The sequence below is a fragment of the Mycobacterium appelbergii genome (genome assembly GCF_032883035.1).
GTDB lineage: Bacteria > Actinomycetota > Actinomycetes > Mycobacteriales > Mycobacteriaceae > Mycobacterium > Mycobacterium appelbergii.
This window is the reverse complement of sequence record NZ_JAMQTH010000008.1, coordinates 297,066-322,563: the sequence shown is the minus strand read 5'-3', so window position 1 is coordinate 322,563 and position 25,498 is coordinate 297,066. Positions and strand designations below refer to the sequence as shown.

The window sequence follows — 25,498 nt, the reverse complement described above, 5'->3', positions numbered from 1 at the left end:
TCCTCAGCTCGCGGCACTGCGAGGTCGCGGACGGACGTCAGTGATGACGCCGGAGTCGGTTAACAGCGCCACTTCCGACTCGGAAAGCCCGTAATCTGCGAGGATCTCGGCCGAGTTCTCCCCCAGCATGGGTGCGGCCTGGTCCGCAGGCGCGGGCGGCTGCGACGGACCGAGCACGAAGCCCGGAGACCGGATGACACCTACCACCTGATCGAGACCACTCGCACGAAACTCCTCGGATGCGACGACGTCGTCGTATCCGTTGACGGGCGCGCACAGAATGTCCCTCGCAGACAACAGATCAAGCCATGAGCGCGTGGTGCGGTCGGCCAACAGGCGACCGATCTCATGGCGCAACGCGGATCGGTTGCGGACACGACAGTCATTCGTGGCGAAGCGGGGATCCGTGTGCAAGTCCGACGCGTCGAGCACGTCGCACAGCGCGGTCCACCGGGCAGGGTCGTAGGCGGCGATCATGATCCACCCGTCGGAGGTGGGGAACGCTTCGTTCGGCGCCGCGTACGGTGCCGCACTGCCCAGCCGCTGCGGTTCGGCACCCGAGGCGAAGTACGACGCAAGACCCGTCTGTTGCAACAGGATCGTCGCGTTGTACAGAGATACGTCGAGTTGCTGCCCGCGCCCACTGTCCCGCACCTCGTGCAGAGCAGCCAACACCGCGATCGACGCGAGGTATCCGGTAACCATGTCGGCCACCGGAACCTGGACCTTCGCTGGGCCGGAGCCGGAATCCCCGAGCGTACTCATCAGCCCGGTAACGGCCTGCATGATTCCGTCCACACCCGGCCGGTCGCTCGCGGGACCGGTCTGACCGAACGCGGAAATCGAGCAGTACACCAGGGCGGGATTGTTCGCAGCCAACGTGTCGTAACCAAGGCCCAATGACGCCATCACGCCGGGCCGAAAGCTTTCCACCACCACATCGGCCTGCCGCGCCATGCGGCAAACTGCATCCAGCCCGGCCGGTGTCTTCAGATCAATTGCCAGACTGCGCTTGTTCCGATTCATGCTGAGTGAGATCACACTGCGCCCAGCGAGCCAGGGGGGCCCGATCCGACGTCCGATCTCACCGGTCGGCGGCTCGATTTTGATGACGTCGGCCCCCAGATCGGCGAGGGTCATCGTGCACAAAGGGCCGGCGACGACGTGCGCAAAATCGAGCACGCGAATTCCACGCATACTTTCTCGGAACATTTCTCCTGATTTCTTCACGGGTGTGTTCGTCCGTTGAGATCAAGTTAAGGAGACGTTTCCGCCGAAAACAATCGACAATATTTGCCGGCAGCTTTAACTTTTTGTAAAGGCACCACTTGACCAGCAGTTAGCCTCGATCCACAGATGAGCTGCGTCCGGTCTTATGGCCATGCCGAATGAGGTGCCTCCTACCGGCACCCGAAGATCGGCGAAACACATTCTGCGCAAAGAACTCTCGCCGCCGTCGAGACGAATCGGTACCTGTCGGTCAGTCGAACCAGCCGGTCGGCGCCACCCCTGACATCGCCCAGGTCAACTGTTGCGCCGCGTGACGCACCGCGCGGACCAGCTCCTCGACCGCGATGGCGGATCGGTCGACGCGCCGCGTCACGCTGATCGCGGCAATCGGGCGACTGGAGTGGTCGAACGCGCATGCGGCCACCGAGTGCAATCCCTCGGTGATCATGCCGTCTTCCTCGGCCCAGCCCTTGGCCCGTTCGGCGGCCAGCAGTTGCCGAAGTTGCGGCAACGACGCCGGACCGTGCCCCGTGCGGACCACGAACGCGGGGCTTCCCGGAAACAGCGCGCGCACCTGGGCAGCAGGCAGATGCGCCAGGATCGACCGGCCGCTGGCGGTCAGCTGGGCCGGCAACCGGACACCGACATCGGTCACCAACGTCACGGGCACCCGGGCCACCGCGGGTTGCTCCTTGATCAGGTACAGCGTCTCCGCGCCATGCAGCACGCCCAGATGCGCGGTCTCACCCACCGAATCGACCAACCGGCGCAGCACCGGCCGGGCAAGCAATTCCAGCGGTTCATGACGCATGTAGGCCGAACCGACCTCGAATGCCGCCACTCCCAGCCCATAGCCGCGCTGATCCGGTAGATGCACCACGAAGTGGTGCTCGATGAGGACTTCCAGCAGGTGATAGACGGTGGAACGGGGAATGCCGATCTCGCGGGCCAGGGTCGCCGCGCTGACCGGCCCGGTGCGCGCTGCCAGCGCGAGCAGCACTTTCAGTGATCGGCCCACGGCCGGGGAGGCGCTTGACACCTACTTCACCTCCATGTCTCGGATACGAGACGATATCGCGGGAACGGGTCTACGGCAAAGCGATCGGATGCGGTGTGCTGAATACCAACAAGGCTTTACCCGCCCGTTCTAAGGAAGCCCCATGACCGAGCAGACCTCCGGAGCCCGCACTGTGCGGGCGGCCCGCGGAAACACCTTGTCCTGCAAGGGTTGGCAACAGGAAGCCGTACTGCGCATGCTGTGCAACAACCTCGACCCCGAGGTTGCCGAACACCCCGAGAAACTCGTCGTCTACGGCGGCACCGGACGCGCGGCGCGCAGCTGGCAGGCGTTCGACGCAATCGTGGCCAGTTTGCGCGACCTCGAGAACGACGAGACGCTGCTGGTGCAGTCGGGCAAGCCGGTCGGCATCCTACGTACCAATGAGTGGGCCCCGCGGGTGCTCATCGCCAACTCCAACCTCGTGGGCGACTGGGCCAACTGGGCGTACTTCCGCGAACTGGAAGCCGCCGGGCTGATCATGTACGGGCAGATGACCGCCGGATCATGGATCTACATCGGCACCCAGGGCATCCTTCAGGGCACCTTCGAGACGTTCGGCGCGGTGGCCAAGAAGCGGTTCAATGGAACATTGGCAGGCACGATCACGCTGACTGCCGGTGTCGGAGGCATGGGTGGCGCCCAGCCGCTGGCAGTCACGATGAACGAGGGCGTGGCGATCTGCGTCGACTGCGACGAGAGCCGCATCGACCGGCGCATCGCGCGCCGCTACCTCGACACCAAGGCCGCCGACCTCGACGACGCGTTGCGCCAGGCCATCGAAGCCCGCGACGCCAAGCGGCCGCTGTCGATCGGTCTGGTGGGCAACGCCGCCGAGGTGTTTCCGGAACTGCTGGCCCGCGAAGCGCCCATCGACATCGTCACCGACCAGACCTCCGCCCATGACCCGTTGTCGTATCTGCCCCTCGGGATTGCGTTCGAGGACATGGCCAAGATATCCGACAAGGACCCCGGCTATTTCACCGAGCAGGCCCAGGCGTCCATGGCGCGGCACGTCGAGGCCATGGTCGGCTTCAAGGACCGCGGCGCCGAGGTGTTCGACTACGGCAACTCCATCCGCGACGAGGCCCGCAAGGCCGGTTACGACCGGGCATTCGAATTCCCCGGCTTCGTGCCCGCCTACATCCGCCCGCAGTTCGAGGAAGGCCTCGGCCCGTTCCGGTGGGTTGCGCTCTCGGGTGATCCCAAGGACATCGAGGCCACCGACCGCGCCATTCTGGAACTGTTCCCCGACAACGAGCACCTGCGTCGCTGGATCACCATGGCCGAGGAGAAGGTGGAGTACGAGGGGCTGCCCGCCCGGATCTGCTGGCTCGGCTACGGCGAGCGGCACCGGGCCGGCCTGAAGTTCAATGAGATGGTGGCCTCCGGTGAGTTGTCGGCACCGATCGTCATCGGCCGCGACCACTTGGACTCCGGCTCGGTGGCCTCCCCTTACCGCGAGACCGAGGCGATGGCCGACGGCTCCGACGCGATCGCCGACTGGCCGCTGCTCAACGCGTTGGTCAACACCGCCTCCGGCGCCTCCTGGGTGTCCATTCACCACGGCGGTGGCGTCGGTATCGGACGCTCCATCCATGCCGGGCAGGTCTGCGTCGCCGACGGCAGCGAGCTGGCCGCACGCAAATTGGAGCGCGTGCTGACCAACGATCCGGCGATGGGCGTCATCCGCCACGCCGACGCCGGCTACGAGCACGCCAACAAGGTTGCCGTCGAACGCGGTGTCCGGATCCCCATGCAGGACACCAAATGAGCACGTTCGACTCGCTGTGGGAGTCGATCCTCGAAGTGGGCCGCGTCCCCGCCAGCGGCGGCTATCGTCGATTCGCTTGGAGCACTGCAGATCTCACGTTGCGGGAATGGTTCACCGGCGAAGCGGCGCAACGCGGCATGAGCGTCGAAGAGGACCGCAACGGCAACCTGTGGGCCTGGTGGCTACCGCCCGGCCACACCGGTGACCCCGAGGACGCCTTTGTCACCGGGTCACACCTGGACTCCGTGCCCGACGGCGGCGCCTTCGACGGACCACTCGGAATCATCACCGCTTTCGCCGCCATCGACACACTGCAGCGCACCGGTGTGACCCCGCGTCGGCCGGTGGCCGTGGCCGCGTTCTCCGACGAGGAAGGGGCCCGGTTCGGGGTCGCGTGTGTCGGGTCGCAGCTCTCGGCGGGCGCGGTGACCGCCGAACGCGCGCTGGGGCTCCGTGACGCCGATGGCACCACCCTGGCTGAGGCGATGGCCGCCGCAGGCCGCGATCCCAAGCATGTCGGCGCCGATCCCACCTTGACCAGGCGGGTCGGTGTGTATGTCGAATTGCATGTCGAGCAGGGCCGCGCACTGGATCTCGTCGACAAGCCGCTGGCAGTGGCGTCGGCGATCTGGCCACACGGCCGCTGGCAGTTCTCGTTCTGCGGGGAAGCCAATCACGCCGGGGCCACTCGGCTGGTCGATCGGCGTGACCCCATGCTGACCTTCGCCACCTCCGTGCACGATGCCCGCGCCCGCGCAGCTGCCCACGAGGCGGTCGCCACCTTCGGCAAGGTACGCGTCACCCCCAATGGCGCCAATGCCATCCCGTCAGAGGTGTTGGCGTGGCTGGACGCCCGCGCCGCCGATGAGGACACCTTGCGCGCCCTGGTCGATGACATCACCGCCGATGCCGCACGCAACGCCGGAATCGACAAGACCGCTGTCCAGGTGGACGTCGAATCCGTCTCGCCCGCTGTTCATTTCCCGGATGAACCGCGGGATCGCATCCAACGGATCCTCACGCCACAGTTCGGGGAACTACCGGTGCTGCCCACCGCCGCCGGCCACGACGCCGGCGTCCTGTCAGCGGTGCTGCCGACGGCGATGTTGTTCGTGCGCAACCCCACCGGCATTTCGCACTCGCCCGACGAGTACGCCGAGATCAGCGACTGCCGACTCGGTGCCGATGCGCTCGCGGCCGTCATGGCCGACTGGATCAGCGGATGACCACGGCCCGGCACTGGTGTCAGCATGCCTGGCTCGGCGGTGACACCGTCGCCGACGCGGTCACCGTCGAGGTCACCGACGGCTACATCACCGCCGTCACCACCGACACCGACCGCCGCGACGGCGATACAGTGCTGACCGGGCTGGTATTGCCGGGGCTGGCGAATGCGCATTCACACGCGTTCCACCGCGCGCTGCGCTCACGCACCCAGCGCGACCGCGGCACGTTCTGGACCTGGCGAAATCTGATGTATCAGGCCGCCGACCGGCTGACCCCCGACACCTACTACCACCTGGCCCGCGGTGTCTACGCCGAAATGGTCCTGGCCGGCATCACCTGCGTCGGCGAATTCCACTACCTGCACCACGATCACGACGGCACCCCCTACGCCGATGCCAACGCCATGGGCCACGCGCTGGTGGCCGCGGCCCGGGACGCCGGGCTGCGCATCGCCCTACTCGATACCTGTTACCTCAGTTCGGCCGTGGACGGATCGCCGTTGGCCGACGGCCCGCAACAACGCTTCGGTGACCACACGGGGCTGCGATGGGCCGAACGCGTCGAAACCCTGCACCAGCACTACGCCGACGCCGGCGACGTCGTGGTCGGCGCCGCCCTGCACTCGGTGCGCGGGGTGCCCACCGAACACATGGGTGCGGTCGTCGACTGGGCCGCGGGCCACGATGCACCGCTGCACGTGCACTCCTCGGAGCAGACCGGCGAAATCGACCAGTGCCTGGCCGTGCACGGCTGCACCCCCACCGCGCTGCTGCGCGACAATGGCGCACTGGGACCGCGCACCACCGCCGTGCACGCCACCCATCTCACCGACGCCGACATCACCGACCTGGACACCACCGTCACCGGAGTCTGCTTCTGCCCCACCACAGAACGCGACCTCGGCGACGGCATCGGGCCCGCCACGGCCCTGATGCAGGCAGCCGGGCTGTTCAGCCTCGGCTCCGACAGTCACGCCGTCATCGACCTGTTCGAAGAAGCCCGCGGCGTCGAACTCGATGAACGCCTCGCCCGCCGCGAACGCGGCCTGTTCACCGCCGCCGACCTGCTGACCGCGGCTACCGCCAACGGCCACCAGGCCCTGGGATTCCGCGATGCCGGGCACCTGAGCGTCGGCCAACGCGCCGATCTCATCGCTGTCGACCTGGACTCCATCCGTACCACCGGCAGCCCTGCCGCCGCCGAAACCGCCGTCTTCGCCGCCACCGCGTCCGACGTCACCGACGTCATCATCGGCGGCCGGGCCGTGGTCACCGACCGCCGCCACACCACCATCGAACAACCCGCACGTGAGCTCGGCCGCAGCATCACCGCCCTGTTCGACGACGAACCGATCCGGAGAACGCCATGACAGTGCTCTACGACAACATCGGCGAACTGGTCACCAACGACCCCACTCAAGGCGACCACAGTAAACTCGGAATCCTCACCGAGGCCGCACTTCTCGTCGACGATGCACAGATTGCGTGGGTCGGGCCACGGGCCGAAGCCCCGGCCGCCGATCGGCGCGTCGACTGCCAGCACCGCGCGGTCATCCCCGGCTTCGTCGACAGCCACGCCCACCTCGTTTTCGACGGCGACCGCGCCGCAGAGTTCGCCGCCCGCATGGCCGGGCAACCCTACGACGGCGGCGGCATCGCCACCACTGTCCGGGCAACCCGCGCTGCCACCGACGACGTGCTGGCCGCCAACGTCGCCCGACTCGCCCGGGAACTGCACGACGCCGGGGTGACCACGTTCGAAACCAAGAGCGGCTACGGGCTCAACGTCGAAGACGAACTCAGAAGCCTGCGCGTGGCGCGCACCTTCACCACCGAAACCACTTTCCTCGGCGCCCATGTCGTACCTCCCGAATACAACACTCGGCGTGACGAATACGTCGACCTGGTATGTACGGCGATGCTTGCGGCATGCGCCCCCCATGCCCGATGGATCGACGTCTTCTGCGACCGCGGCGCCTTCGACGTCGACGAGGCGCGCGCGATCCTGACCGCCGGGATCGACCGCGGGCTGCAGCCACGGCTGCACGCCGGCCAGCTCGGCCCCGGCGGGGGCATCAAGCTCGCCGTCGACCTCGATGCGGCTTCGGTCGATCACTGCACCTACGCCACTGACGACGACATCGACGCCCTCGCCGGCGGTTCGACGGTCGCCACCCTGCTGCCGGGTGCCGAATTCAGTACCCGCGCACAATGGCCCGACGGGCGCCGCTTCCTCGACGCCGGGGTGACGGTGGCGCTGGCGACGGACTGCAACCCCGGTAGTAGCTACACCACCAGCATGCCGTTCTGCATCGCGCTGGCCGTGCGCGACATGCACCTCACCCCGGCAGAGGCGCTGTGGGCGGCCACTGCCGGCGGCGCAGCAGCCTTGCGCCGTAACGATATCGGCATGCTCGCTCCCGGCAACCGGGCCGACTTCGTGCAGCTGCAGGCACCCACCTATCTGCACCTCGCCTACCGGCCCGGGGTCGACCTCATCGGAGACACCGTCCTCGGCGGGCACACCTCAGCGCGCGGCTGACGTCACCCGTACGAGGGCCACGCGCCCCTGCGGTTCGACGCTGAAATCAGCTGCGCTCGACAACCTCACGCTGTCGAATCGACCCAGTTCTGCGACGTGGCCATCGGCTGATCGAACGGTAGCCGACCCCGCCAGCACCACGATGACCGTCAGGGTGCCCGGTGAGGTGCTGACATGACCGGAGCCGACGCGGATGCTGACCTCCGCCGTGCACACCTGGCGACGGGTCATCACGTTGAAGTCGAACGACGGTTGCGGTGTCTCGCACGTCACCACCGCCTCTCCCGCGAACCGTTTCGGACGAAACGGCTCAAGCAGGTGCTCCTCGCCGTCAATCGTCAACGTCATGGGCGGCCCCTCGGCCAGCACGATCACCCGGTCGATCCTCGGAAACCGGGAGAAGGCACCGCTTGTCACCGATGCGATGCTCAAGCGCCAATCGAACGTGCCGCCCGGCGAATCACCTCCGACTGCGATCACTCGCGTGCTGCCACCGCCATTCGCCCACGGCTGGTCAGTGCAGTCAGCGAAGCGGACCAATTCGGGGTGAGCTGAAGTCGACATGCTGTCATCACACCGCCCGAACGGCACCCCGCCAACGCCTCAAGCACAAGATCCGTCCGAGATCCGAGAAGGCCCGGCCACTACCGGCGCCTGCTCAACCGCCAACAGCCACCGTCGCTGATCACCAACCCGGCGACCTCCAACATCGCCAGCGGGCCGAGCACATGGTGCGGGGGCACGCCGGCCGCCACTGCGATCTCGTCGACGGTGTGGGCGCCACGGGCGGGTAATGCGTCATAGATCTGGCGTTCGCCGTCCGCCAGGCCATCAAGCGGCCCGACCGGATGCGGCTCCTCGGACGCGAGTTCACCGACGCGTCCGGCGAGTTCCACTATGTCCGCCGCGCGGCTGACCAGATTGGCGCCAGTGCGCAGCAGTGCGTGGCAGCCCGCAGATGCGGCCGAGGTCACCGGGCCGGGCACCGCACAGACCGGTCTACCGAGATCTTTGGCCCACGCGGCCGTGTTGGCAGCCCCGCTGCGCAAGCCCGCCTCGACCACCACCGTCGCCCCGGACAACGCGGCTACCAGGCGATTGCGGGTGAGGAACCGCAGTCGACCCGGCGGCACTCCGGGCGGGTATTCGCTGATCAGCAGGCAGTCTTCACGTATCCGACGGAACAACGCACTGTGGCCCGCCGGGTACGGGTTGTCGATACCACCGGCCACCACGGCGACGGTGACCCCGTCGCAGGCCAGCGCGGCACGGTGCGCCGCACCATCGATTCCATAGGCACCGCCCGAAAGCACCGTGACGTCCCGCTCGGCCAGACCCGCCGCCAGTTCGGCGGCCACGTGCTCGCCGTAGGCGGTGGCCGCGCGGGTGCCGACGATCGCCGCGGCACGCCCGGTGACCTCGTCGAGCCGCGCCGGCCCGATGGCCCACAACACCAACGGCGGGTGGCCGTTCGACCGTTTGCGCACCACCCCCTCAAACGCCATGAAAGACAACAGCGGCCATTCGACGTCGTCGGGCGTGATCAACCGGCCGCCCAGCCGGTCCAGGATGTCGAGATCATCGGCAGCACAATCCAACTCCCGCCGCGCGTCCACCCAACGCGCCAAGCCGGGCTTCACCTCTCCGGCCTTCACCTTGGCTGCCGCCTCGAGTGGACCGACCTGGGCGACCAGAGCGCTCAGCTGCGGACACGGCGGTTCGGCCACCCGCGAAAGATATGCCCACGCGCGGCGCACCTCGTCAGTCATGCCACACCCCCGGCCTGGCGAAAGCTCAACGCACCCGCGACATCTGCGAGAGCGGGCGAGTTGCGGCCTGCGAGATCAGCCAAGGTCCACGACACCCTCAAACACCGGTCCGCGCCTCGCATGCTGATCAGGCCACGCTCGAGCGAAGTCCGCAAAGGCTGCATCGTGGCCCGGGGCAACCTGAACTTGCGCCGCAGCAGCGGGCCACCGACCTCGGCGTTGGTCCGGATGCCGTAGGGCCGCCATCTCTCTTCGGCGGCCTGGCGGGCCGCTGACACGCGTTGGCGGACCGTCGCGCTGCACTCCCCCGCGTCCGGTGCAAATGCGTGTGCACTGACCGGGTGCAACTCGACGCGCAGGTCCACCCGGTCCACCAACGGCCCCGACAGTTTGCCTCGATAACGCAGCCTGGCCTGAGCGGAACAGACGCAGTCGACCGGGTTCGGCGGTGCGCACGGGCACGGGTTGGCCGCCAGCACCAGCTGGAAGCGGGCCGGGTAACACGCCACCCCGTCGCGGCGGGCCAATCGGATTTCACCGTCTTCCAACGGCGTTCGCAGTGCTTCCAGTGCGCTGGCGCCCATCTCGGCGAACTCGTCGAGAAACAGCACACCGCGGTGGGCCCGGCTGACCGCACCGGGGCGGGCCAGCCCGCTGCCGCCTCCCACCAGGGCAGCCACGCTCGAGGTGTGGTGCGGCGCGACAAAAGGCGACTGGGTGATCAGCGGGGTATCACCTGTCAACAACCCCGCCACCGAATGGATCGCGGTCACCTCCAGTGATTCGCCGTGCGACAGCGGTGGTAGCAGACCCGGAAGCCGTTGAGCCAGCATCGTTTTTCCGATGCCAGGCGGTCCGGTGAGCATGAGGTGGTGCGCTCCGGCGGCGGCCACCTCGACCGCATAGCGGGCGTGTGACTGGCCGACCACGTCGGCGAGGTCAGCGGCCGGCTCCGGAGCCAGCTCAGCCGCGGTGATCCGGCCGTACAACTGCGCCTTCCCCTCGAACCAGGCCTTCAGCTGGCCCAAGGTACGCACGCCCAACACTTCGATACCGTCGATCAAACTTGCCTCGGCGAGGTTGTCGACCGGAACCACCACGGCCTGCCACCCTTCCTGTTTCGCCGTGAGCACCGACGGCAGAACGCCGGTGATCGGCCGCACCCGGCCGTCAAGAGCCAACTCACCAAGGAGCACCGTCTTCTCCAGCCGCGGCCATTCCGCCTTGGTGTGCGCGGACAGCACCGTGCTCGCGATGGCCAGGTCGTAGGCCGAACCGACCTTTCGCAACGTCGCCGGCGACAATGCCAACGTCAGCCGCGACATCGGCCAAGTGCCACCGCAGTTGGTGATCGCGGCGCGGACCCGGTCCCGCGACTCCTGCAGCGCGGTGTCGGGCAGCCCGACCAGATGCACGCCCGGCAGCCCTGAAGTGATATCAGCCTCGATCTCCACAATCACTCCGTCGAGTCCGCGAACTGCCACGGAATATGCTCTTCCCAAACCCATCTCAACCCACCCCTTTCAGGTGGCTGAGTTGAGGTTCACGTCCGGAGGCCAGCTGAACTCCGATCACGTCGATACGCACCGCGGCCCATCGCGTGTCCTGGTCGGCGAGCCACAACGCGGCGAGCCGGCGTATCCGTCGCACCTTCTGCGCGGTGACCGCCTCGGCGATTCCGCCGAAACCGTCCCCGGTGCGGGTCTTCACCTCCACGAACACCACCGTGCGCGCTGCCGCGTCCTCAACGATCACATCGAGCTCGCCGTACCGGCACCGCCAATTGCGGACCAGTGTCCGCAGACCCATGGCGGTCAGGTGCTCGACCGCCAGCCGTTCACCCAGTGCGCCGATCTCGGCCCGTGTCATTGCAGTCATGCCAACACCGTGCGGCCACGGTCCGACAGAACAGACCCGGCCCGGGACCGCCTGTGGATGAAGTCTCGATTGGGGATAACTTCAGCGGGGCCGATGCGCGGGCCCGCTTGGACCGTCGGCCTTGGACCTGACACATCGGATCGCTGTGTCGTCGAACTAGGTGAGCGCACCCGACGAATGCGAGGAGAGCACCATGGTCACACCCGAAGAAGCCACCAACATCGCCGCCTTCGAGCGGTTTACCGATGCCGCCAACAGCGGTGACCTACAGCGAATCTTCACGCTGATCGACCAAACCTTCCAACCGGACGCGATCTTTCACACGCCTGCTCCCGTGGGCGAATCCGGACCGGAAGCGATGAAGCAGGTGTGGACCGTCCTCCTGCAGGCATTCCCCGACATCCACGTCACCGTCAACGACGCCATCGCGCACGATGACAAAGTCGTCCTCCGAAACACCGTCACCGGGACCCATCAGGGCGATTACCGCGGTCTGCCCGCCACCGGGAAATCCGTCACCTACAACGAGATCTTCATCGCCCGATTCACCGACGGCAAACTCGCCGAAGTCTGGGGCGTCGTCGACGTCTACACCCAGCTTCGTCAACTCGGCGTGATAACCGCCTAGCGCCCAGCCGCCTGCCCAGATCAGCAAATTGGTCGGAAAAACTGCGAAAAAGCCGCCATACCGTTGATCTCGGCGACGCAAGGAGCCGGTCAGCGCCGAATGGGCATGCTGATCAGCTTGTACTCCAGGAATTCGTCGATGCCGACCCGCCCACCCTCGCGGCCCAGCCCGGATTCCTTGACACCGCCGAACGGTGTCGCGGGATCGGAGACAATGCCGGCGTTGAGACCGACCATGCCGACTTCGAGATCCTCACTGACATTGAACGCCCGGTCCAGATCCCGGGTGAACACGTAGCCCACCAGCCCCCATGGCGTTTCATTGGCCATCGCCACGACATCGTCGGCGTCGGTGAACGTCTGGATGGCGGCCACAGGCCCGAAGATCTCGGTCCCGCACATCTCGCTGCCTGCGGCGACCCCGGTGAGCACCGTCGGCGGGTAGAAGTAGCCGGCGCCGGAGGGAACCTGTGCGCCGGTCACGACTGTCGCGCCGCGATCCACCGCGTCGCGCACCAGCCGGTCGACCTTGTCGCGGCTCACCACATCGATGAGCGGCCCGACCTGTGCCTGGTCCTCCCAGCCCGGTGCCACCCGCAGCGCGGCCATCCGATCGGCGAGCCGGCGGGAGAAGTCCGCAGCGACCCGCTCGTGCACGTAGAACCGGTTGGCGCCGGTGCAGGCCTCGCCCATGTTGCGCATCTTGGCCTGCATCGCACCGTCGACAGCGATGTCGAGGTCCGCGTCATCGAAGACGATGAACGGCGCGTTGCCGCCGAGTTCCATCGATGTCCGGATGACGGCGGAACCACACTGCGCCAGAAGGATTTTCCCGACGTTGGTCGACCCGGTGAAGGACAGCTTGCGCACCTGCCCACTGCGCAGCATCGGCTCGATCACCTCACCGGCCCGTGAAGTGGTGACCACATTGAGCACGCCGGCAGGCAGGCCGGCCTCGGCGAGGATCGCCGCCAATGCCAATGACGACAGGGGCGTCTGGGGCGCGGGTTTGAGCACGATCGTGCAACCCGCGGCGATGGCGGGTCCGATCTTGCGGGCACCCATCGCCAGGGGAAAGTTCCACGGGGTGATCAGGACACACGGGCCGACCGGAGCGGCAAGCACCAGTGCCCGTTTCGCACCGTCCGGCGCGGTCATGTAGCCACCGTCGATCCGCACGGCTTCTTCGGAGAACCAGCGCAGGAACTCCGCGGCATAACGAACCTCGCCGCGGGCCTCGGCCAGCGGTTTGCCCATCTCCAGCGTCATCAGCAGGGCCAGATCATCCTCGCGGGAGAGCACGAGATCAAAGGCGCGGCGCAGAATTTCGCTGCGTACCCGCGGCGGGGTGCGGCGCCAGCTGCGTTGAGCCGCGACCGCCGCGGCCAGGGCTCGCTGGCCGTCGGCCGGGGAGGCGTCGGCCACGGAGGCGAGGATCTCGCCGGTCGCCGGATTGTCGACGGGCATGGTCGTGGCGCCTTCGGCGTCAACCCAACTGCCGTCGATGAGGAGTTTCCGCGGGAAGCCTGCGGCGAAGTCGGTGAAGCGTTCGGATGAGACGGTGGCGGTCATGGCCGGATTCCTCTGTGGTCGGATTGCAGGGCACGGTCGAGCAGTTGCGCCAGATGGGCGGGCGCCGGATTGTCGTCGGTGTTGAGGTGTTCGATCTGAGTTTGGCAGCTGAACCCGTCGGCGACGATCGCCTGCCGGGCGGCGTCCGTGGCCAACGCCGGTCGTAGTGCGAGGTCCGCGACTCCCATCGACACCTCGTAGTGGTCGCGTTCAAAGCCGAAGTTTCCTGCCAGCCCGCAACACCCGGCGGCGTTGTGCACACTGCCCACGCCGAGTCGGGACAGCACGCGTTGCTGGGTGGTGGCGCCGAATACCGCGTACTCATGGCAATGTTGTTGCAGCATCAGCGTTTCAGGAAGCTGGGGCGGTTGCCAGCCCTGGTCGAGCCGGTCCTCGACGGCTCCGGCGAACGTGGTGATCCTGGCCGCCACCCTGCGGGCCCCTTCGGTGGGCACCAGTTCGGGGAGATCCTTGTGCAGCGCCGCAGCGCAACTCGGCTCGAGCACCACGATGGGTCCGGGGCCGGTGGGGTCGAGTTTTGCCACGGTGCGGGCGAGCACGCGTTTGGCGATCGAGAGCTGCCCTGTGGTGATCCAGGTCAGTCCGCAGCAGGCGCCATGCACCGAATGCAGATCCAGACCCGCGTGGGTGAGCACCCCCGCGGCAGCACCCATCAGCTCGGGCCGGAACGCCCGGGTGAAGGTGTCGGTGAACAGCACCGCGTCGTGTCGGCCGGTGCCGGCCAGATACGGCCGCAGTGCGCGACGGGCGGCGCCCGCCGCGGCGAACTTCGGCACCTGACGCTGCGGTGTCACGCCGCCCGCCGCCGCGAGCGCGCGGTGCGCGACGCGGCTGCCTGCGATGCCGTTCACCAACCGCGGGGCCATCCCGGCCAGCCGCGCCAGCAGCGGTAGCCAGCCCAGCGAGTAGTGGGTGCGGGGCCGCAGCCGGCCACGGTAATGGTGATGCAGGAACTCGGATTTGTAGGTGGCCATGTCGACCCCGACCGGACAGTCGCTTGAGCAGGCCTTGCACGACAGGCACAGATCGAGGGCGTCAGCGACCTGCGAGGAACGCCAACCGTCGGCGATCACGTCACCGCGCAACATCTCCTGCAGCGCGCGGGCACGCCCGCGGGTCGAGTGGTTCTCGTCGTGCGTGGCACGGTAGCTGGGGCACATCACCCCGCCGGTGTCGCTGCGGCACCGGGCGATTCCGACGCATCGGCCGACCCCGTCGGCAAATCCGTTCGGATCGTGGGGATAGCTGAACGACGACGGTGTGTCGACGATCGGCAGCGGGGCCAGGTTGGCGGTGACCGGCGGTGGGCGGACGATGATGCCCGGATTGAGCAGGCCGTCGGGGTCGAAGATGTCCTTCGCCGCGGCGAACAACCCCAACATCTCCGGGCTGTACATGATCGACAGCAGCGCACTGCGGGCACGCCCATCGCCGTGCTCACCGGACAGGGTTCCGTGATGGCGGGTCACCAAATGTGCTGCGTCGTGCACGAACCGGCCCATCGCGGCAATACCCGCGGCGGTGTGTAGGTCGAAGTCGATGCGCACGTGGATACAACCCGCGCCGAAGTGACCGTAGAGCACTCCGGTCAGCCCGTGGTCGGCCAGCAATTTGCGGAAGTCCCGCAGATACCCCGGCAATTCGGCCGGGTCGACGGCGGAGTCCTCCCATCCGCTCCAGGTCTGCTGACCGTCGGAACGCCGCGCGGACAGGCCCGCCCCGTCCTCCCTGACCCGCCACAACGACGCCCGCTGTGCCGGGTCGGGAACCACCCTCGCGTCGCTGAGGTGCCCACGGTCGCGCAGCACCTCCACCAGCTCGGCGCCACGCCGCGCCACCACATCGGGGTTCTCCCCGTCGAGGTCGACGAACAACCAGGCGCTGCCATCGGGCAGACCGGTGACCGAGTCGGGCCCCCGCCGCGCCCGCATGGTCGCCACGATGCTCTCGTCGAGGCCCTCAACCGCGGCCGGATCGAACTCCAGAATCGCCGGCACGTCATCGGCGGCCGCGACCACGTCGGGGTAGCCGAGAGCGATCAGCAGAGCGGCGGGCGGCACCGGAATCAGCGACAAGGTCGCGCCCACGATCACCGCGCAGCTGCCCTCGGTGCCCACCAGCATGCGGGCCACGTCGAAACCGTTCTCCGGCAACAGGTGCTGCAACTGGTACCCCGACACCTGGCGGCCGATTCGGCCCAGTTCGGTGCGGATCGGCGCCAAATTCGCCTCGGCCAGGGCTCCCAGCGCCGTGTTGAGTCGCTCGGCACACGCTACTGCCCCGGAGTCATCGGGGTCGGCCGCCCGAAGCCCGCCACGACCGGCGAGAAGGTGGCTGCCGTCGGCGAGGACGAGCTCGAGTTCCACCACGTGGCGCACAGTTCGCCCGTCGCGCACGGAGTGGTTACCGCACGCGTCGTTGCCGATCATGCCGCCCAGAGTGGCGCGGCTGTGCGAGGACGGGTCCGGACCGAATTGCAGCATGTGCGGGCGCAGGGCACGCTGCAGGTCGTCGAGCACCACGCCGGGTTGGACGACAACCGTGCGGGCTTCCGGATCGAGCCGGCCGATCGCGTTCATGTGCCTGGAGAAATCGACGACCAAGCCGGTTCCGATGGCGTTGCCTGCCATGCTCGTGCCGCCGCCACGCGGGACGACCGCGACACCGGCGTCCGCGCAGGCCGACACCAACGCCACCACGTCGGCGGCATGCCGCGGGTAGGCCACCCCGAGCGGCGCGACCCGGAAATGAGATGCGTCGTAAGCGAACTGGGCACGCGCCGCGGGCCCGAAATCGGCAGCCACGCCGGCTGCTGCCACCCTGATGCGCAGTTGGTTCGTGCGCTCCGGAGCCAGGGTGTTATCCACGACAGTCATAGTTGTTCAACAGTAGGACAGTATAGCTATTGAGCGCAATCTGCTTATAGTCGTAAGCATGAACCCGGTCGAAAACATCACGTTGCGCCGCACCAGCACCGCCCAGCAGGTGGCCGACGGGCTCAGCGATGCCATCATGCGCGGTGAGATGCCGCCGGGCGCACCGATCCGGGAAAGCGCGATCGCGGCGTCGCTGGGAATTTCGCGCAACACCGTGCGGGAGGCCGTGCGCATGCTCGAGGCCGGCGGGCTGGTCCGTCACACCATGCATCACGGCGCGACCGTGATCGATCCGTCCCAGGATGATCTCGCGGAGTTGTACCGGGCGCGGATGGCTCTGGAGCTGGCCGCGGCCGCGGTCCCGCGCACCAAGGGGGAACTCGCCCCGGTGCGCGAGGCCCTGCACGACCTGATGGCTGCCTACGAAACCCGGGACCCGGCGGGGATCGCAGAGAAGGACCTGGCCTTCCACGCCGCCATCGTCTCACTGTTGGGCAGCAAGCGCATCGACGAGTTCTATGGCCAGCTCGCACGCGAGTTGCGTTTCTTCCTGGTGGTGCTGTCGGTGGAAGACCGCGAATTCGAGTCACAGGACAGTGTCATCGAGGAACACACCTCGATCATGGCCGCGCTGGAATCCGGAGATCCCGAACGCGCCCGGGCCGTGCTCACGACGATCCTGACCGAGACCGGTCAGCGGGTCGCGGCGATCTTCGCCAACCGCACCACGTAATGTGTCAGCGCAACCGGGTCAGCACGCGATCCAGCGCCTCACAGTAGATGTCGGCGTGCCGGGTCTGAAATGACATGGGCGGCTTGATCTTCAGCACGTTGTCGTAGACGCCGTTGGGGAAGACGATGACGCCCTCTTCTTTCATCAGCTCGGTAACCTCGAATGCCTCGTCCTTGGCGGGTTCCTTCGTGTCGCGATCCCGCACCAGTTCCACCCCCAGATACAGGCCCTGAGCCCGGATGTCACCGATCAGGGGCTGTCGCCGCTGCACCTGGCGCAGGCTGTCCGCGAAGTACGCGCCGACCTCCTTGGCATGGTGCTGCAACCCGTCTGAAATGATGATGTCGAGCACGGTGGAACCGATCGCACACGAGACCGGGTTACCGCCGAATGTATTGAAGTACTTCATCCCGGTATCGAAAGCGTCGGCGATCTCGCGGGTGGTCACCACCGCCGCCAGCGGATGTCCGTTGCCCAGCGGCTTGCCCATCGTCACGATGTCCGGCACCACACCGCCGAGTTCAAAGCCCCAGAAGGTGTCCCCCATCCGACCGACGCCGACCTGTACCTCATCGGATATGCACAGCGCGCCTGCCTTGCGGGCGGCGGCGAATGCGGTGGCCAGATAGCCTTCGCCGAAGACGATGTTGCCGGCCGACCCCATCAGGGATTCGGCAAGGAAGGCCGCCGGTGGCGTGCCGTCGGCAGCCATCGCATCGATGACGGCGGCGGCTCGGGCGCCGTATTTCGCGCCCGCCAGCGGGTCGTCGTAGCCGTAGGGTCCGCGGTAGCGGTCCGGGATGGGGGTCTCGTGAGTGGTCGCTGGTGCGCCCGCACCGCCGGGACCCTTGTAGCGGTTGGGCGAAAGCCCGGTCACCACACCGGTGTTGCCGTGGTAGGCGCCATCGACGATGGCGATGTCGGGACGCCCGGTCACCTGACGCGCGATACGGATTGCCAGGTCATTGGCCTCGCTGCCCGAACACACCAGGAATACCACCTCCAAGGGATCTGGCAGGGTGGCGACGAGCTTGTCGGCATACGTGGCGATGTCTTCGTAGATGAACCGTGAATTGGTGTTGAGCTTGTTCATCTGCCGGCTCGAAGCCAGGGCGATCCGCGGCTCGGCATGGCCGACATGGGTGACGTTGTTCAGCGAGTCCAGGTAGGCAAGCCCGTCCTCGTCGTAAAGCCACACGTCGCGGCCACGTTGCAGGTTCATGGGCGCCCGGTAATAGGCGCGCTGCGAACTGGCCAGGCGGTGCTGCCGGATCGCCAGGACCTGATCGACCTTCAGACGCCCGGGCCGGTCCCGCCGATCGAGCCCGAGGATGGGTGACGGGTCCGGGGACAGTTCAGCGAGAACCGCAGCCGAACCGGGCCGCACCCGGGCAGGCCAGGGAGTGTCCCGGTGATGCCGCCGCGGCAACGAGATACTCATGCCCACAACGGTTCCGAACCCATCCTTGCTGTCCTGCGCTGCGGTGCCGATGCCGTGACCGGCGGCCAGGGGGCCGACTTCAGCGCCGGAGAGACCCGACCAGTGGGTGAAGAAACTCAGTGGCCCTGCCTCGTCGGCGACGTCGTGGCGGACTGTCACCTGTTGCCCGCAGGTGACCACGACACCGTCTATGGGTGTGCGGATGGTTTCACCGGCAGTGATGAGTAGCCGTACGCCCAGTGTGGTGGTCCGCGGCTCGGCTGATCCCACACCGCGTTGCGCGGCCCACTGCAGGTTGGGTTGCAGGTGGCCGATCACGCCGAAGCGCTGCTCCCGGGTGCCGAGCTCCGCATCCACCGACCGGGCCATCTCCCGCGGATCCGTCCAGTCGATCCCATCGAAAAGGTCACTCGCCGTTGAGGTGTCCATCGTGTGTGCGCGCCTCTGGCGAGGTGACCACGGCGCCGGCTTCACGCGGTCCAGCACCGTCACGACCCGCTCGGCGTCGGGGTGCGCAGGCCGCCCGCACGCGTGCCGCAGGGCGGCCTCCGCGTAGTCGGGGTCGATGCCTGCCACCTTGGACAGCGCCGGCCAGGTATGACGCATTCGCTTCTCGCCGTGGGCGTTATGGCTTTGCCCGTTGCGTTGTGTCCAGGTTGCGGCATTCATGGCCAACCGCGCGGCGGCCAGCGGGAACACCACCGCGAGTTCATCATCGGTGAGGGGCGCAACCGAATCGAACCCCGCGACGACGAGTTGGGCGACTCGCATCGGATCGTCCTTACGCACCAGGGCATATGCGGTGGCCACGGCCAGTTCTGCGACGCGCACGGTGTAGAGCGCGTCGCCGAGGTCGAGCACCCCACTGATGGCGTGGCGTCCGTCTCCGTCATGGTCGACCAGGATGTTGGAGTCGTTGAGGTCCTGATGCGCGACGCCGCGCGGCAGGCCGGCGAGAAGCGGCTCGACGGTGTCGAACCACGACATGACCTCGGTGATATCGGCGCGGCGGTCCGCATCGCCGACAGCGTCCAGGCTGGAATCGACCACCGAGCGGGCGCGGCGCATATCCCAGTCGTGGGTGATGGCCACGTCCGGCTCGGGCATCGTCGACAGGGCATTCGACACCTTGCCTGCAACGTGACCGAGCTCGGTGAGCAGCTCGTCGGAGTGCTGTTCCTGCTCGGCCAGCGGCGCACCGGTCAGCCACGTCAACAGCCGGATCATCCGGTCGCCCCTGCTGGTCGTCACGATGACATGCTGGGCGCCGTCAGTCGCGGTATGCAGGCGTGGCAACGGCAATTCGGGCGCCGTGGCGGCCAGATGCCGAAGGATCCCCTCATGCCAGGCCGCCGTGGTCGTGTCGGAGTCGAAGACCGCAGAGATCTTGACCAGGTAATGGCTACCCCGTGCGTCGGTCACCCGGAGGTTCTGGTCGAACTCCCCGCCCAGGGTGACCGGGTCGGTGACCGACAACCCGAACCGGCTCTGCACCAGCATGATCGCCTCATCGAGGTCGATCGGCTCTGCCCGGCGCGAATCGATGGCGCTGTCGGCTGACATGTGGGATATCCCTTTCGTAGTGCGAGAATGTGTCGGTGCGACAGCTCAGCTGATCCGGTTGCCCAGAGTGGAGTTCAACCGGTCGTACCTGGTAGGCGAACGAAACTTGATGACGTACGCACCGATGACGCCGATAGCCAGGGAGGCGAACAACATCGCGGTGAACGCCGCCTGCAGCCAACCGCCCGCACCCAGTAGCACGTCCATACCGGTCAGCGCGAAGTACAGGAAGGGCAACAGGCCTGCGATGCCCAGCAGCGGAGCGATGAAGGTGTTCCACGGCCGCTTGTCGACATCGGAACGCCGGAAGAAGACAAAGATCGCGATGCTGGCGATGGTTTGCAGCAAGATGATCGCCGCAGCGCCGACACCGGTCCACCACGTGAACAGCGTCGCGTACGGATCGAGGTCGAAGGCCGCGAAGATCGCCACCACGACTGCGACCATGGCGATCTGCACATAACAGGCCATCGCCGGTGACTTGCGGGTCGGGTGTGTCTGCCCCAGCTTGGCCCACACCACTCCCTGGCGCCCCAGCGAGAACAGGTATCGGGCGACATTGTTGTGGAACGTCAGGATCGCGGCGAAGAGGCTGGTGATCACCAACAGCTGGAAGGCCTCGGTACCGACACGACCCAGGACGTCATCGCTGACGGCGAACACCAGCTCCCCGCCCTCGGATTCGGCAAGCCCCACAGCGTTTCCCACCCCGACGGCGTTGACGATCAGAAAGGCGGTCACCGCGTAGAACAGCCCCATGAAGATCACCGAGGCGTAGGTGGCGCGCGGAACGGTACGTTTGGGGTCCTTGGCCTCTTCACCGTAGATCGCCGTTCCCTCGAAGCCGATGAAGGATGCGTGGGCGAACATCAGCGCCACCCCGAGCGCACCCGCGAACACCGCCGACGGGGCGAACGGTTCCAACGAGTATTCGCTGAGCGGGGCCGGACTGTTGACCAGGATGCCGACGTTGAGAATCAGGATCACCCCGGTCTCCAGCGTGAGCAACACCGCCAGCACGATCGCCCCGGCATGGATCTGGCGAACGCCGAGGAACAACGCAGCACCCATTGCCGCGAATGAGAATACCCACCACGGGACGTTCATGTCCGTATGCTTGGCAGCGAATTCCGCTGCATAGTAACCGAACCCACCGATCACACCGAGTTGAATCGCGTTGTAGGCGAAGATCGCCAGTGAGGCTGAGCCGAGCCCGAGTGGTCGGCCCAGACCTCTGGTGATGAATGCGTAGAACGCTCCGGCGTTGGTGATGTGGCGGCTCATCGCGACGTATCCGACCGCGAACAGGGTCAGGACCGCCGCCACCACGATGAACGCGCCGGCGATTCCGACGCCGTTTCCCGATCCGATGATGACAGGGAACAGCGCGACGACGACCGTCAGCGGCGCGGCTGCCGCAATCACGAAAAATACGATCCCCAACACCCCGACCTGGTTGCGGGCCAGTGAGGCCGGGCCCCCGTCTGGGGAGTCCTTGACCGTCGCCGGCGATTGGGGGGCATCCTGATGGAGCATGGCGGTCCTTTCGGCAGAGCATCGGTGTGGTCGGGGAGCGTCCTGATCGTCAGCGGGAGCGCGGACCGTTCTTGGCACTGTCGCTGCGCGCCGCGAACTGGACGACCTTGCGGAAGGCGGGGTTTGACGCCACCGTGAAGCCCAGTTTCTTGCCTGCCTTGGTCTCCATCACGGTGTCCACCACCCGGTCGACCACACCAGCTTTGGTGCCGGTGGCTCCGACACGTTGCGCCGTCGGCGCCGGGGTGCCGTTGAGATCGGCGATGACCACCTGGGCGGCGTTGTGACCATTGGCGCCCATCACGCCACCGCCGGGATGCGTTCCCGAACCACACAGGTAGTAGCCCTTGACCGGCGTCCGGTAGTCCGCGAGTTCGGGCGTCGGGCGGTTGTTGAAGAGCTGATCGAAGAACATCGCACCGTGGAAGATGTTGCCGCCGGTCAGCCCGTAGTCACGCTCCAGGTCTTTCGGGGTGATGATGACCCGGTCACGGATGTGGTCACGCAGGTTCGGTGCGTACCGAAACAGCACCTCCAGCACCCGATCTGCCCACTCGTCCCGGATCGTGTCCCAGTCGGTCCCGTTGAGCTCGAACGGAAGCTGTTGCACTCCAAGGGTCATGGTGTGCATTCCGGGAGGGGCAAGAGTTTTGTCGTGCGTCGACTGGATGACCGCCTCGATGACGAAGTCGTCGGGGAACTCACCGCGCCGCTCGGCTTCCCAGGCGCGTTCGAAGTTCTCGATGGACGCCCCGAGGATGGCCTGCGCTTGATGTTGAGGCCCCTCTGCCCCTGCCGGGAAGCCGATGTAGTCCGGGAGTTCGTCGATCAGCAGGTGTATGCGTGCCATCGACCCGCGCGCGTCGTAGTTCTGCAGTTTGGCAGTGAGCTTGGCGTCCACCGCACCGGGTGGCAGCAGGGTCAGCATCGACCGCTGCGGATCGGCGTTGGAGATCACGGTGTCCGCGAGGATCTTTTCACCGTTCTCCAGCTCCACGCCAATGGCTTTCCCCGACTTGGTGAGCACCTGGCGCACCGGCGCGTTGAGGCGGATCTGGGTACCGTGCGCTTCGGCACTGCGGGCCAGCGCCTGGGTGATCCCACCCATGCCGCCTTTGACGAAACCCCACTGTCCCAGCGTGCCTTTGAACTCGCCGACCGAGTGATGCCCGTAGACGTATCCGGTACCGGGGGTGGAGGGCCCGCCCCAGATCGAGATCATGCCGAAGAAGGTGAACAGGCCCTTGATGTGTTCGGATTCGAAGTAGCGGTCCAGCAGGTCCTTGGTGGACAGGAGCACCAGTTCGTTGAACAGATCCTCGGCGCCCGCCGCCTCGAAGGCCGCGATCACCTGGGAGCGGCTCGGCGCGGGAGACAGCAGGAACGGGGTCAGAATCGAGGCGAATTTCTTGACCCGCAAGCCGAAGTCGAGAAACGCCTGGGCGTCACCCTTGGAGAACTTTGCAATCTCTTTGAGCGTGCGGTCCATGTCCTTCCACATGAACAGGTGACTGCCGTCGGGGAAGATGCTGACTTCGTTGGCCTCGGTCTGGTACATCTGAAGCCCGTAGCGCTCCAGTTCGAGCTCGGCGATGATCTCGGGGCGCAGCAGGCTGGCGATGAACGCGCACGACGACCACGTGGACCCGGCGATGAGTTCTTCGCTGGTGCACGCTCCCCCGACGACGTTGCGGGCCTCGACGACCAGTACTTTCTTTCCGGCGCGGGCGAGGTAGCCGGCGGTGATGAGTCCGTTGTGCCCGGCGCCGATGACGATGGCGTCGTAGCTGGGGGTCGCGTTCATTTGCTGTCTCCAGGGATGGGGCGGGTGAAGTAGGTACGCACCGTGGTGGGGTCGACGAGTTTGTCGAAGCCCTCGATGACCGGTTTCATCGTCGGATGGTTGTCCCGCAACTCTTCCCACGCTGCCCAGTCCGATACCTGCATCATCTCGAGGATGTCCGCAGGGGCTCCGTCAGGTGCCGTGTCGACTCGATACGCGTCGAATCTCTTGACGATGTCGCTGTGTGCCAGGCAGGTTGGTCGGTCCACTTCGGTGGAGAACCGCTCGAACTCCGCCGGGTCGACGCCGGGCAACATCGAGAAGAGGTTGATCGCGACCACCGAATGATCAGATGAGGGCATCGGTCTTGCTCCAGAATCGTTGTCCATGTGGGATTTTCACTCAGTCGTGCGGTGGCACTCAGGCTTCGAGGTTGATCATGATGTGCTTGATCTCGGTGTACTCCTCGACCGAGTAGATCGACATGTCGTTGCCGTGGCCGGACTGCTTGAACCCGCCGTGGGGCATCTCCGAAACGATCGGCAGGTGATCGTTGACCCACACCGTGCCGAACTGCAGCTTGCGCGCAGCCCGCATGGCGCGTCCGACATCTTTGGTGAACACCGATGCCGCCAAACCGTATTCGACATCGTTGGCCCAGGCGAAGGCCTGCTCTTCAGTGCTGAACCGGGTGGTGGTGACGACCGGGCCGAACACCTCTTTCTGCACGATTTCGGAGTCCTGGGCGGCATCGACGACCAACGAGGGCCGATACCAGAAGCCGGGCCCCTCCCCCGGCCCACCGACAGCCAGGGTCGCCGGGCCCCCCGATGCGGTGGCTCGATCGACGAAGCCGGCGATCCGGTCACGTTGACGTTCCGAGATGACCGGACCCATCTCGGTGGACTCGTTGTCCGGCTGCCCCATCGCCACCTTGGACACCGCGCGGGTGAGCTCGGTGACGAAATCGTCGTAAATGCCCTCGGCGATGTAGACACGCGCCGCGGCCATACAGTCCTGGCCCGAGTTGCCGTACCCGCCCTCGCAGATCTTCGCGATCGCCAACTCGGCGTCGCAGTCGTCGAACACGAGCACCGGCGCCTTACCGCCCAGTTCGAGGTGCAGCCGCTTGAGGTTTTCTGCCCCGGCGCGCGCGACGACCTTGCCGGTCGCCGTGTCACCGGTGAGCGAGCTCATCCGCACGCTCGGGTGCGACGTGAGAGCCGCGCCGACCGTGTCGCCGTGCCCGGTGACCACGTTGAGGACGCCGGGCGGGAAGATGTCGGCAGCCAGTTCGGCGAGCCGCAGGGTCGACAGCGGAGTCAGCTCACTGGGCTTGAGCACCAGGGTATTTCCGGTCATCAGCGCGGGGCAGATTTTCCAGATGGCCATCACCAGCGGAAAATTCCACGGGGCGACGCTGCCGATCACCCCGAGCGGATCACGGCGGATGATGCTGGTGTGCGTCGGCGAGTACTCTCCTGCTGCGCGACCCTCCAGGACTCGGGCCGCACCCGCGAAGAAGCGCATGTTGTCCACCCCGAACGGGATCTCATCCCGGGCCACGCTGATCGGCTTGCCGACATTGCGCGATTCCAGTTGGGCGAATTCTTCGGCGTGTGATTCCAGCCGGTCGGCCAGCTTCAGCAGCAGCTCCGCCCGTTTACCCGGTGTCGTCGATGCCCAGCCATCGAAGGCCGCCTCGGCGGCGGCGACCGCGCGGTCCACATCGGTGGCGCCGCCTAGCGACACGGTCGCGATCTGTGTCCCATCGGCGGGGTTGATCACCGACTCGGTGGCACCATCAGCGGCCCCGACATGCTCGCCGGCGACAAACATCGGCTGAACGTCTGCCATTCGTCCTCGTTTC

At 66.7% G+C, this 25,498-nt stretch carries 19 protein-coding genes; 6 read left to right on the top strand and 13 right to left on the bottom strand.

The annotated features are described in order from the left end of the window. Positions 1-3: 3 nt before the first annotated feature. Both M1247_RS20420 and M1247_RS20415 read right to left on the bottom strand, forming a co-directional pair. Positions 4-1,182 (bottom strand): CaiB/BaiF CoA transferase family protein, encoded by a 1,179-nt coding sequence (locus M1247_RS20420; RefSeq protein WP_317158202.1) that lies wholly within the window; start codon positions 1,180-1,182, stop codon positions 4-6. A 298-nt stretch (positions 1,183-1,480) separates the two neighbouring features. Further along, positions 1,481-2,269 (bottom strand): IclR family transcriptional regulator, encoded by a 789-nt coding sequence (locus tag M1247_RS20415; protein WP_317158201.1) that lies wholly within the window; start codon positions 2,267-2,269, stop codon positions 1,481-1,483. Positions 2,270-2,390: 121 nt separating this feature from the next. Between M1247_RS20415 and hutU the strand changes: the two genes are divergently transcribed. The 4 genes from hutU to hutI are packed head-to-tail and all read left to right on the top strand — an operon-like array spanning position 2,391 to position 7,829. Then, positions 2,391-4,061 (top strand): urocanate hydratase, encoded by a 1,671-nt coding sequence (gene hutU, locus M1247_RS20410; RefSeq protein ID WP_317158200.1) that lies wholly within the window; start codon positions 2,391-2,393, stop codon positions 4,059-4,061. Next, positions 4,058-5,287, top strand: coding sequence for an allantoate amidohydrolase (locus M1247_RS20405; RefSeq protein WP_317158199.1), 1,230 nt, complete (start codon positions 4,058-4,060; stop codon positions 5,285-5,287). The genes hutU and M1247_RS20405 overlap by 4 nt, the downstream gene beginning before the upstream one ends. Next, a complete protein-coding gene (locus M1247_RS20400) occupies positions 5,284-6,657 on the top strand; it encodes a formimidoylglutamate deiminase (RefSeq protein ID WP_317158198.1) in 1,374 nt (457 codons plus the stop codon). The genes M1247_RS20405 and M1247_RS20400 overlap by 4 nt, the downstream gene beginning before the upstream one ends. Beyond that, positions 6,654-7,829: an imidazolonepropionase gene (gene hutI / locus M1247_RS20395; protein WP_317158197.1), complete on the top strand. Its 1,176-nt coding sequence runs from the start codon at positions 6,654-6,656 to the stop codon at positions 7,827-7,829. The genes M1247_RS20400 and hutI overlap by 4 nt, the downstream gene beginning before the upstream one ends. Here the strand turns inward: hutI and M1247_RS20390 are convergent. The 4 genes from M1247_RS20390 to M1247_RS20375 all read right to left on the bottom strand — a co-directional run bounded on the left by M1247_RS20390 (position 7,815) and on the right by M1247_RS20375 (position 11,476). Continuing rightward, complete coding sequence (locus M1247_RS20390; protein WP_317158196.1) at positions 7,815-8,393, bottom strand: HutD/Ves family protein; 579 nt, start codon at positions 8,391-8,393, stop codon at positions 7,815-7,817. The two genes, hutI and M1247_RS20390, sit on opposite strands and share 15 nt — an antisense overlap. A gap of 80 nt (positions 8,394-8,473) precedes the next feature. Beyond that, positions 8,474-9,598: a DNA-processing protein DprA gene (dprA, locus tag M1247_RS20385; protein ID WP_317158195.1), complete on the bottom strand. Its 1,125-nt coding sequence runs from the start codon at positions 9,596-9,598 to the stop codon at positions 8,474-8,476. Then, positions 9,595-11,106, bottom strand: coding sequence for a YifB family Mg chelatase-like AAA ATPase (locus M1247_RS20380; RefSeq protein WP_317158194.1), 1,512 nt, complete (start codon positions 11,104-11,106; stop codon positions 9,595-9,597). Before M1247_RS20380 ends, dprA begins: the two co-directional genes overlap by 4 nt. Position 11,107: 1 nt before the next feature. Then, positions 11,108-11,476 (bottom strand): YraN family protein, encoded by a 369-nt coding sequence (locus tag M1247_RS20375; protein ID WP_317158193.1) that lies wholly within the window; start codon positions 11,474-11,476, stop codon positions 11,108-11,110. Between the two features lie 160 nt (positions 11,477-11,636). Between M1247_RS20375 and M1247_RS20370 the strand changes: the two genes are divergently transcribed. Further along, positions 11,637-12,104: an ester cyclase gene (locus M1247_RS20370; RefSeq protein ID WP_317158192.1), complete on the top strand. Its 468-nt coding sequence runs from the start codon at positions 11,637-11,639 to the stop codon at positions 12,102-12,104. 89 nt (positions 12,105-12,193) lie between these two features. Here M1247_RS20370 and M1247_RS20365 read toward each other — a convergent pair whose 3' ends face one another. Together M1247_RS20365 and M1247_RS20360 are read right to left on the bottom strand one after the other, a co-directional pair. Further along, positions 12,194-13,675 (bottom strand): NAD-dependent succinate-semialdehyde dehydrogenase, encoded by a 1,482-nt coding sequence (locus M1247_RS20365; protein WP_317158191.1) that lies wholly within the window; start codon positions 13,673-13,675, stop codon positions 12,194-12,196. Continuing rightward, entirely contained in the window at positions 13,672-16,572 is a 2,901-nt protein-coding gene (locus M1247_RS20360; protein WP_317158190.1) for an FAD-binding and (Fe-S)-binding domain-containing protein, read from the bottom strand. The genes M1247_RS20365 and M1247_RS20360 overlap by 4 nt, the downstream gene beginning before the upstream one ends. Positions 16,573-16,630: 58 nt before the next feature. Between M1247_RS20360 and M1247_RS20355 the strand changes: the two genes are divergently transcribed. Then, a complete protein-coding gene (locus M1247_RS20355) occupies positions 16,631-17,305 on the top strand; it encodes a GntR family transcriptional regulator (RefSeq protein WP_317158189.1) in 675 nt (224 codons plus the stop codon). Positions 17,306-17,309: 4 nt separating this feature from the next. On the opposite strand, the gene M1247_RS20350 is transcribed toward M1247_RS20355, so the two are convergent. From M1247_RS20350 to M1247_RS20330, 5 genes are read right to left on the bottom strand one after another with little or no spacing between them, the layout of a single operon-like run. After that, on the bottom strand, positions 17,310-20,309 hold the full coding sequence (locus tag M1247_RS20350; protein WP_317158188.1) for an aminotransferase class III-fold pyridoxal phosphate-dependent enzyme: 3,000 nt from the start codon (positions 20,307-20,309) through the stop codon (positions 17,310-17,312). Positions 20,310-20,354: 45 nt separating this feature from the next. Further along, positions 20,355-21,845 (bottom strand): APC family permease, encoded by a 1,491-nt coding sequence (locus tag M1247_RS20345; protein WP_317158187.1) that lies wholly within the window; start codon positions 21,843-21,845, stop codon positions 20,355-20,357. A gap of 49 nt (positions 21,846-21,894) precedes the next feature. Continuing rightward, the gene (locus M1247_RS20340; protein ID WP_317158186.1) at positions 21,895-23,649 is read right to left on the bottom strand and encodes a phytoene desaturase family protein; all 1,755 of its coding nucleotides are present in this window, start codon (positions 23,647-23,649) and stop codon (positions 21,895-21,897) included. Further along, positions 23,646-23,990, bottom strand: coding sequence for a RedY/HapK family protein (locus M1247_RS20335; protein WP_317158185.1), 345 nt, complete (start codon positions 23,988-23,990; stop codon positions 23,646-23,648). Before M1247_RS20335 ends, M1247_RS20340 begins: the two co-directional genes overlap by 4 nt. 58 nt (positions 23,991-24,048) lie before the next feature. After that, positions 24,049-25,485, bottom strand: a complete 1,437-nt coding sequence (locus M1247_RS20330) for a gamma-aminobutyraldehyde dehydrogenase (protein WP_317158184.1) — start codon at positions 25,483-25,485, stop codon at positions 24,049-24,051. Positions 25,486-25,498: the final 13 nt, after the last annotated feature.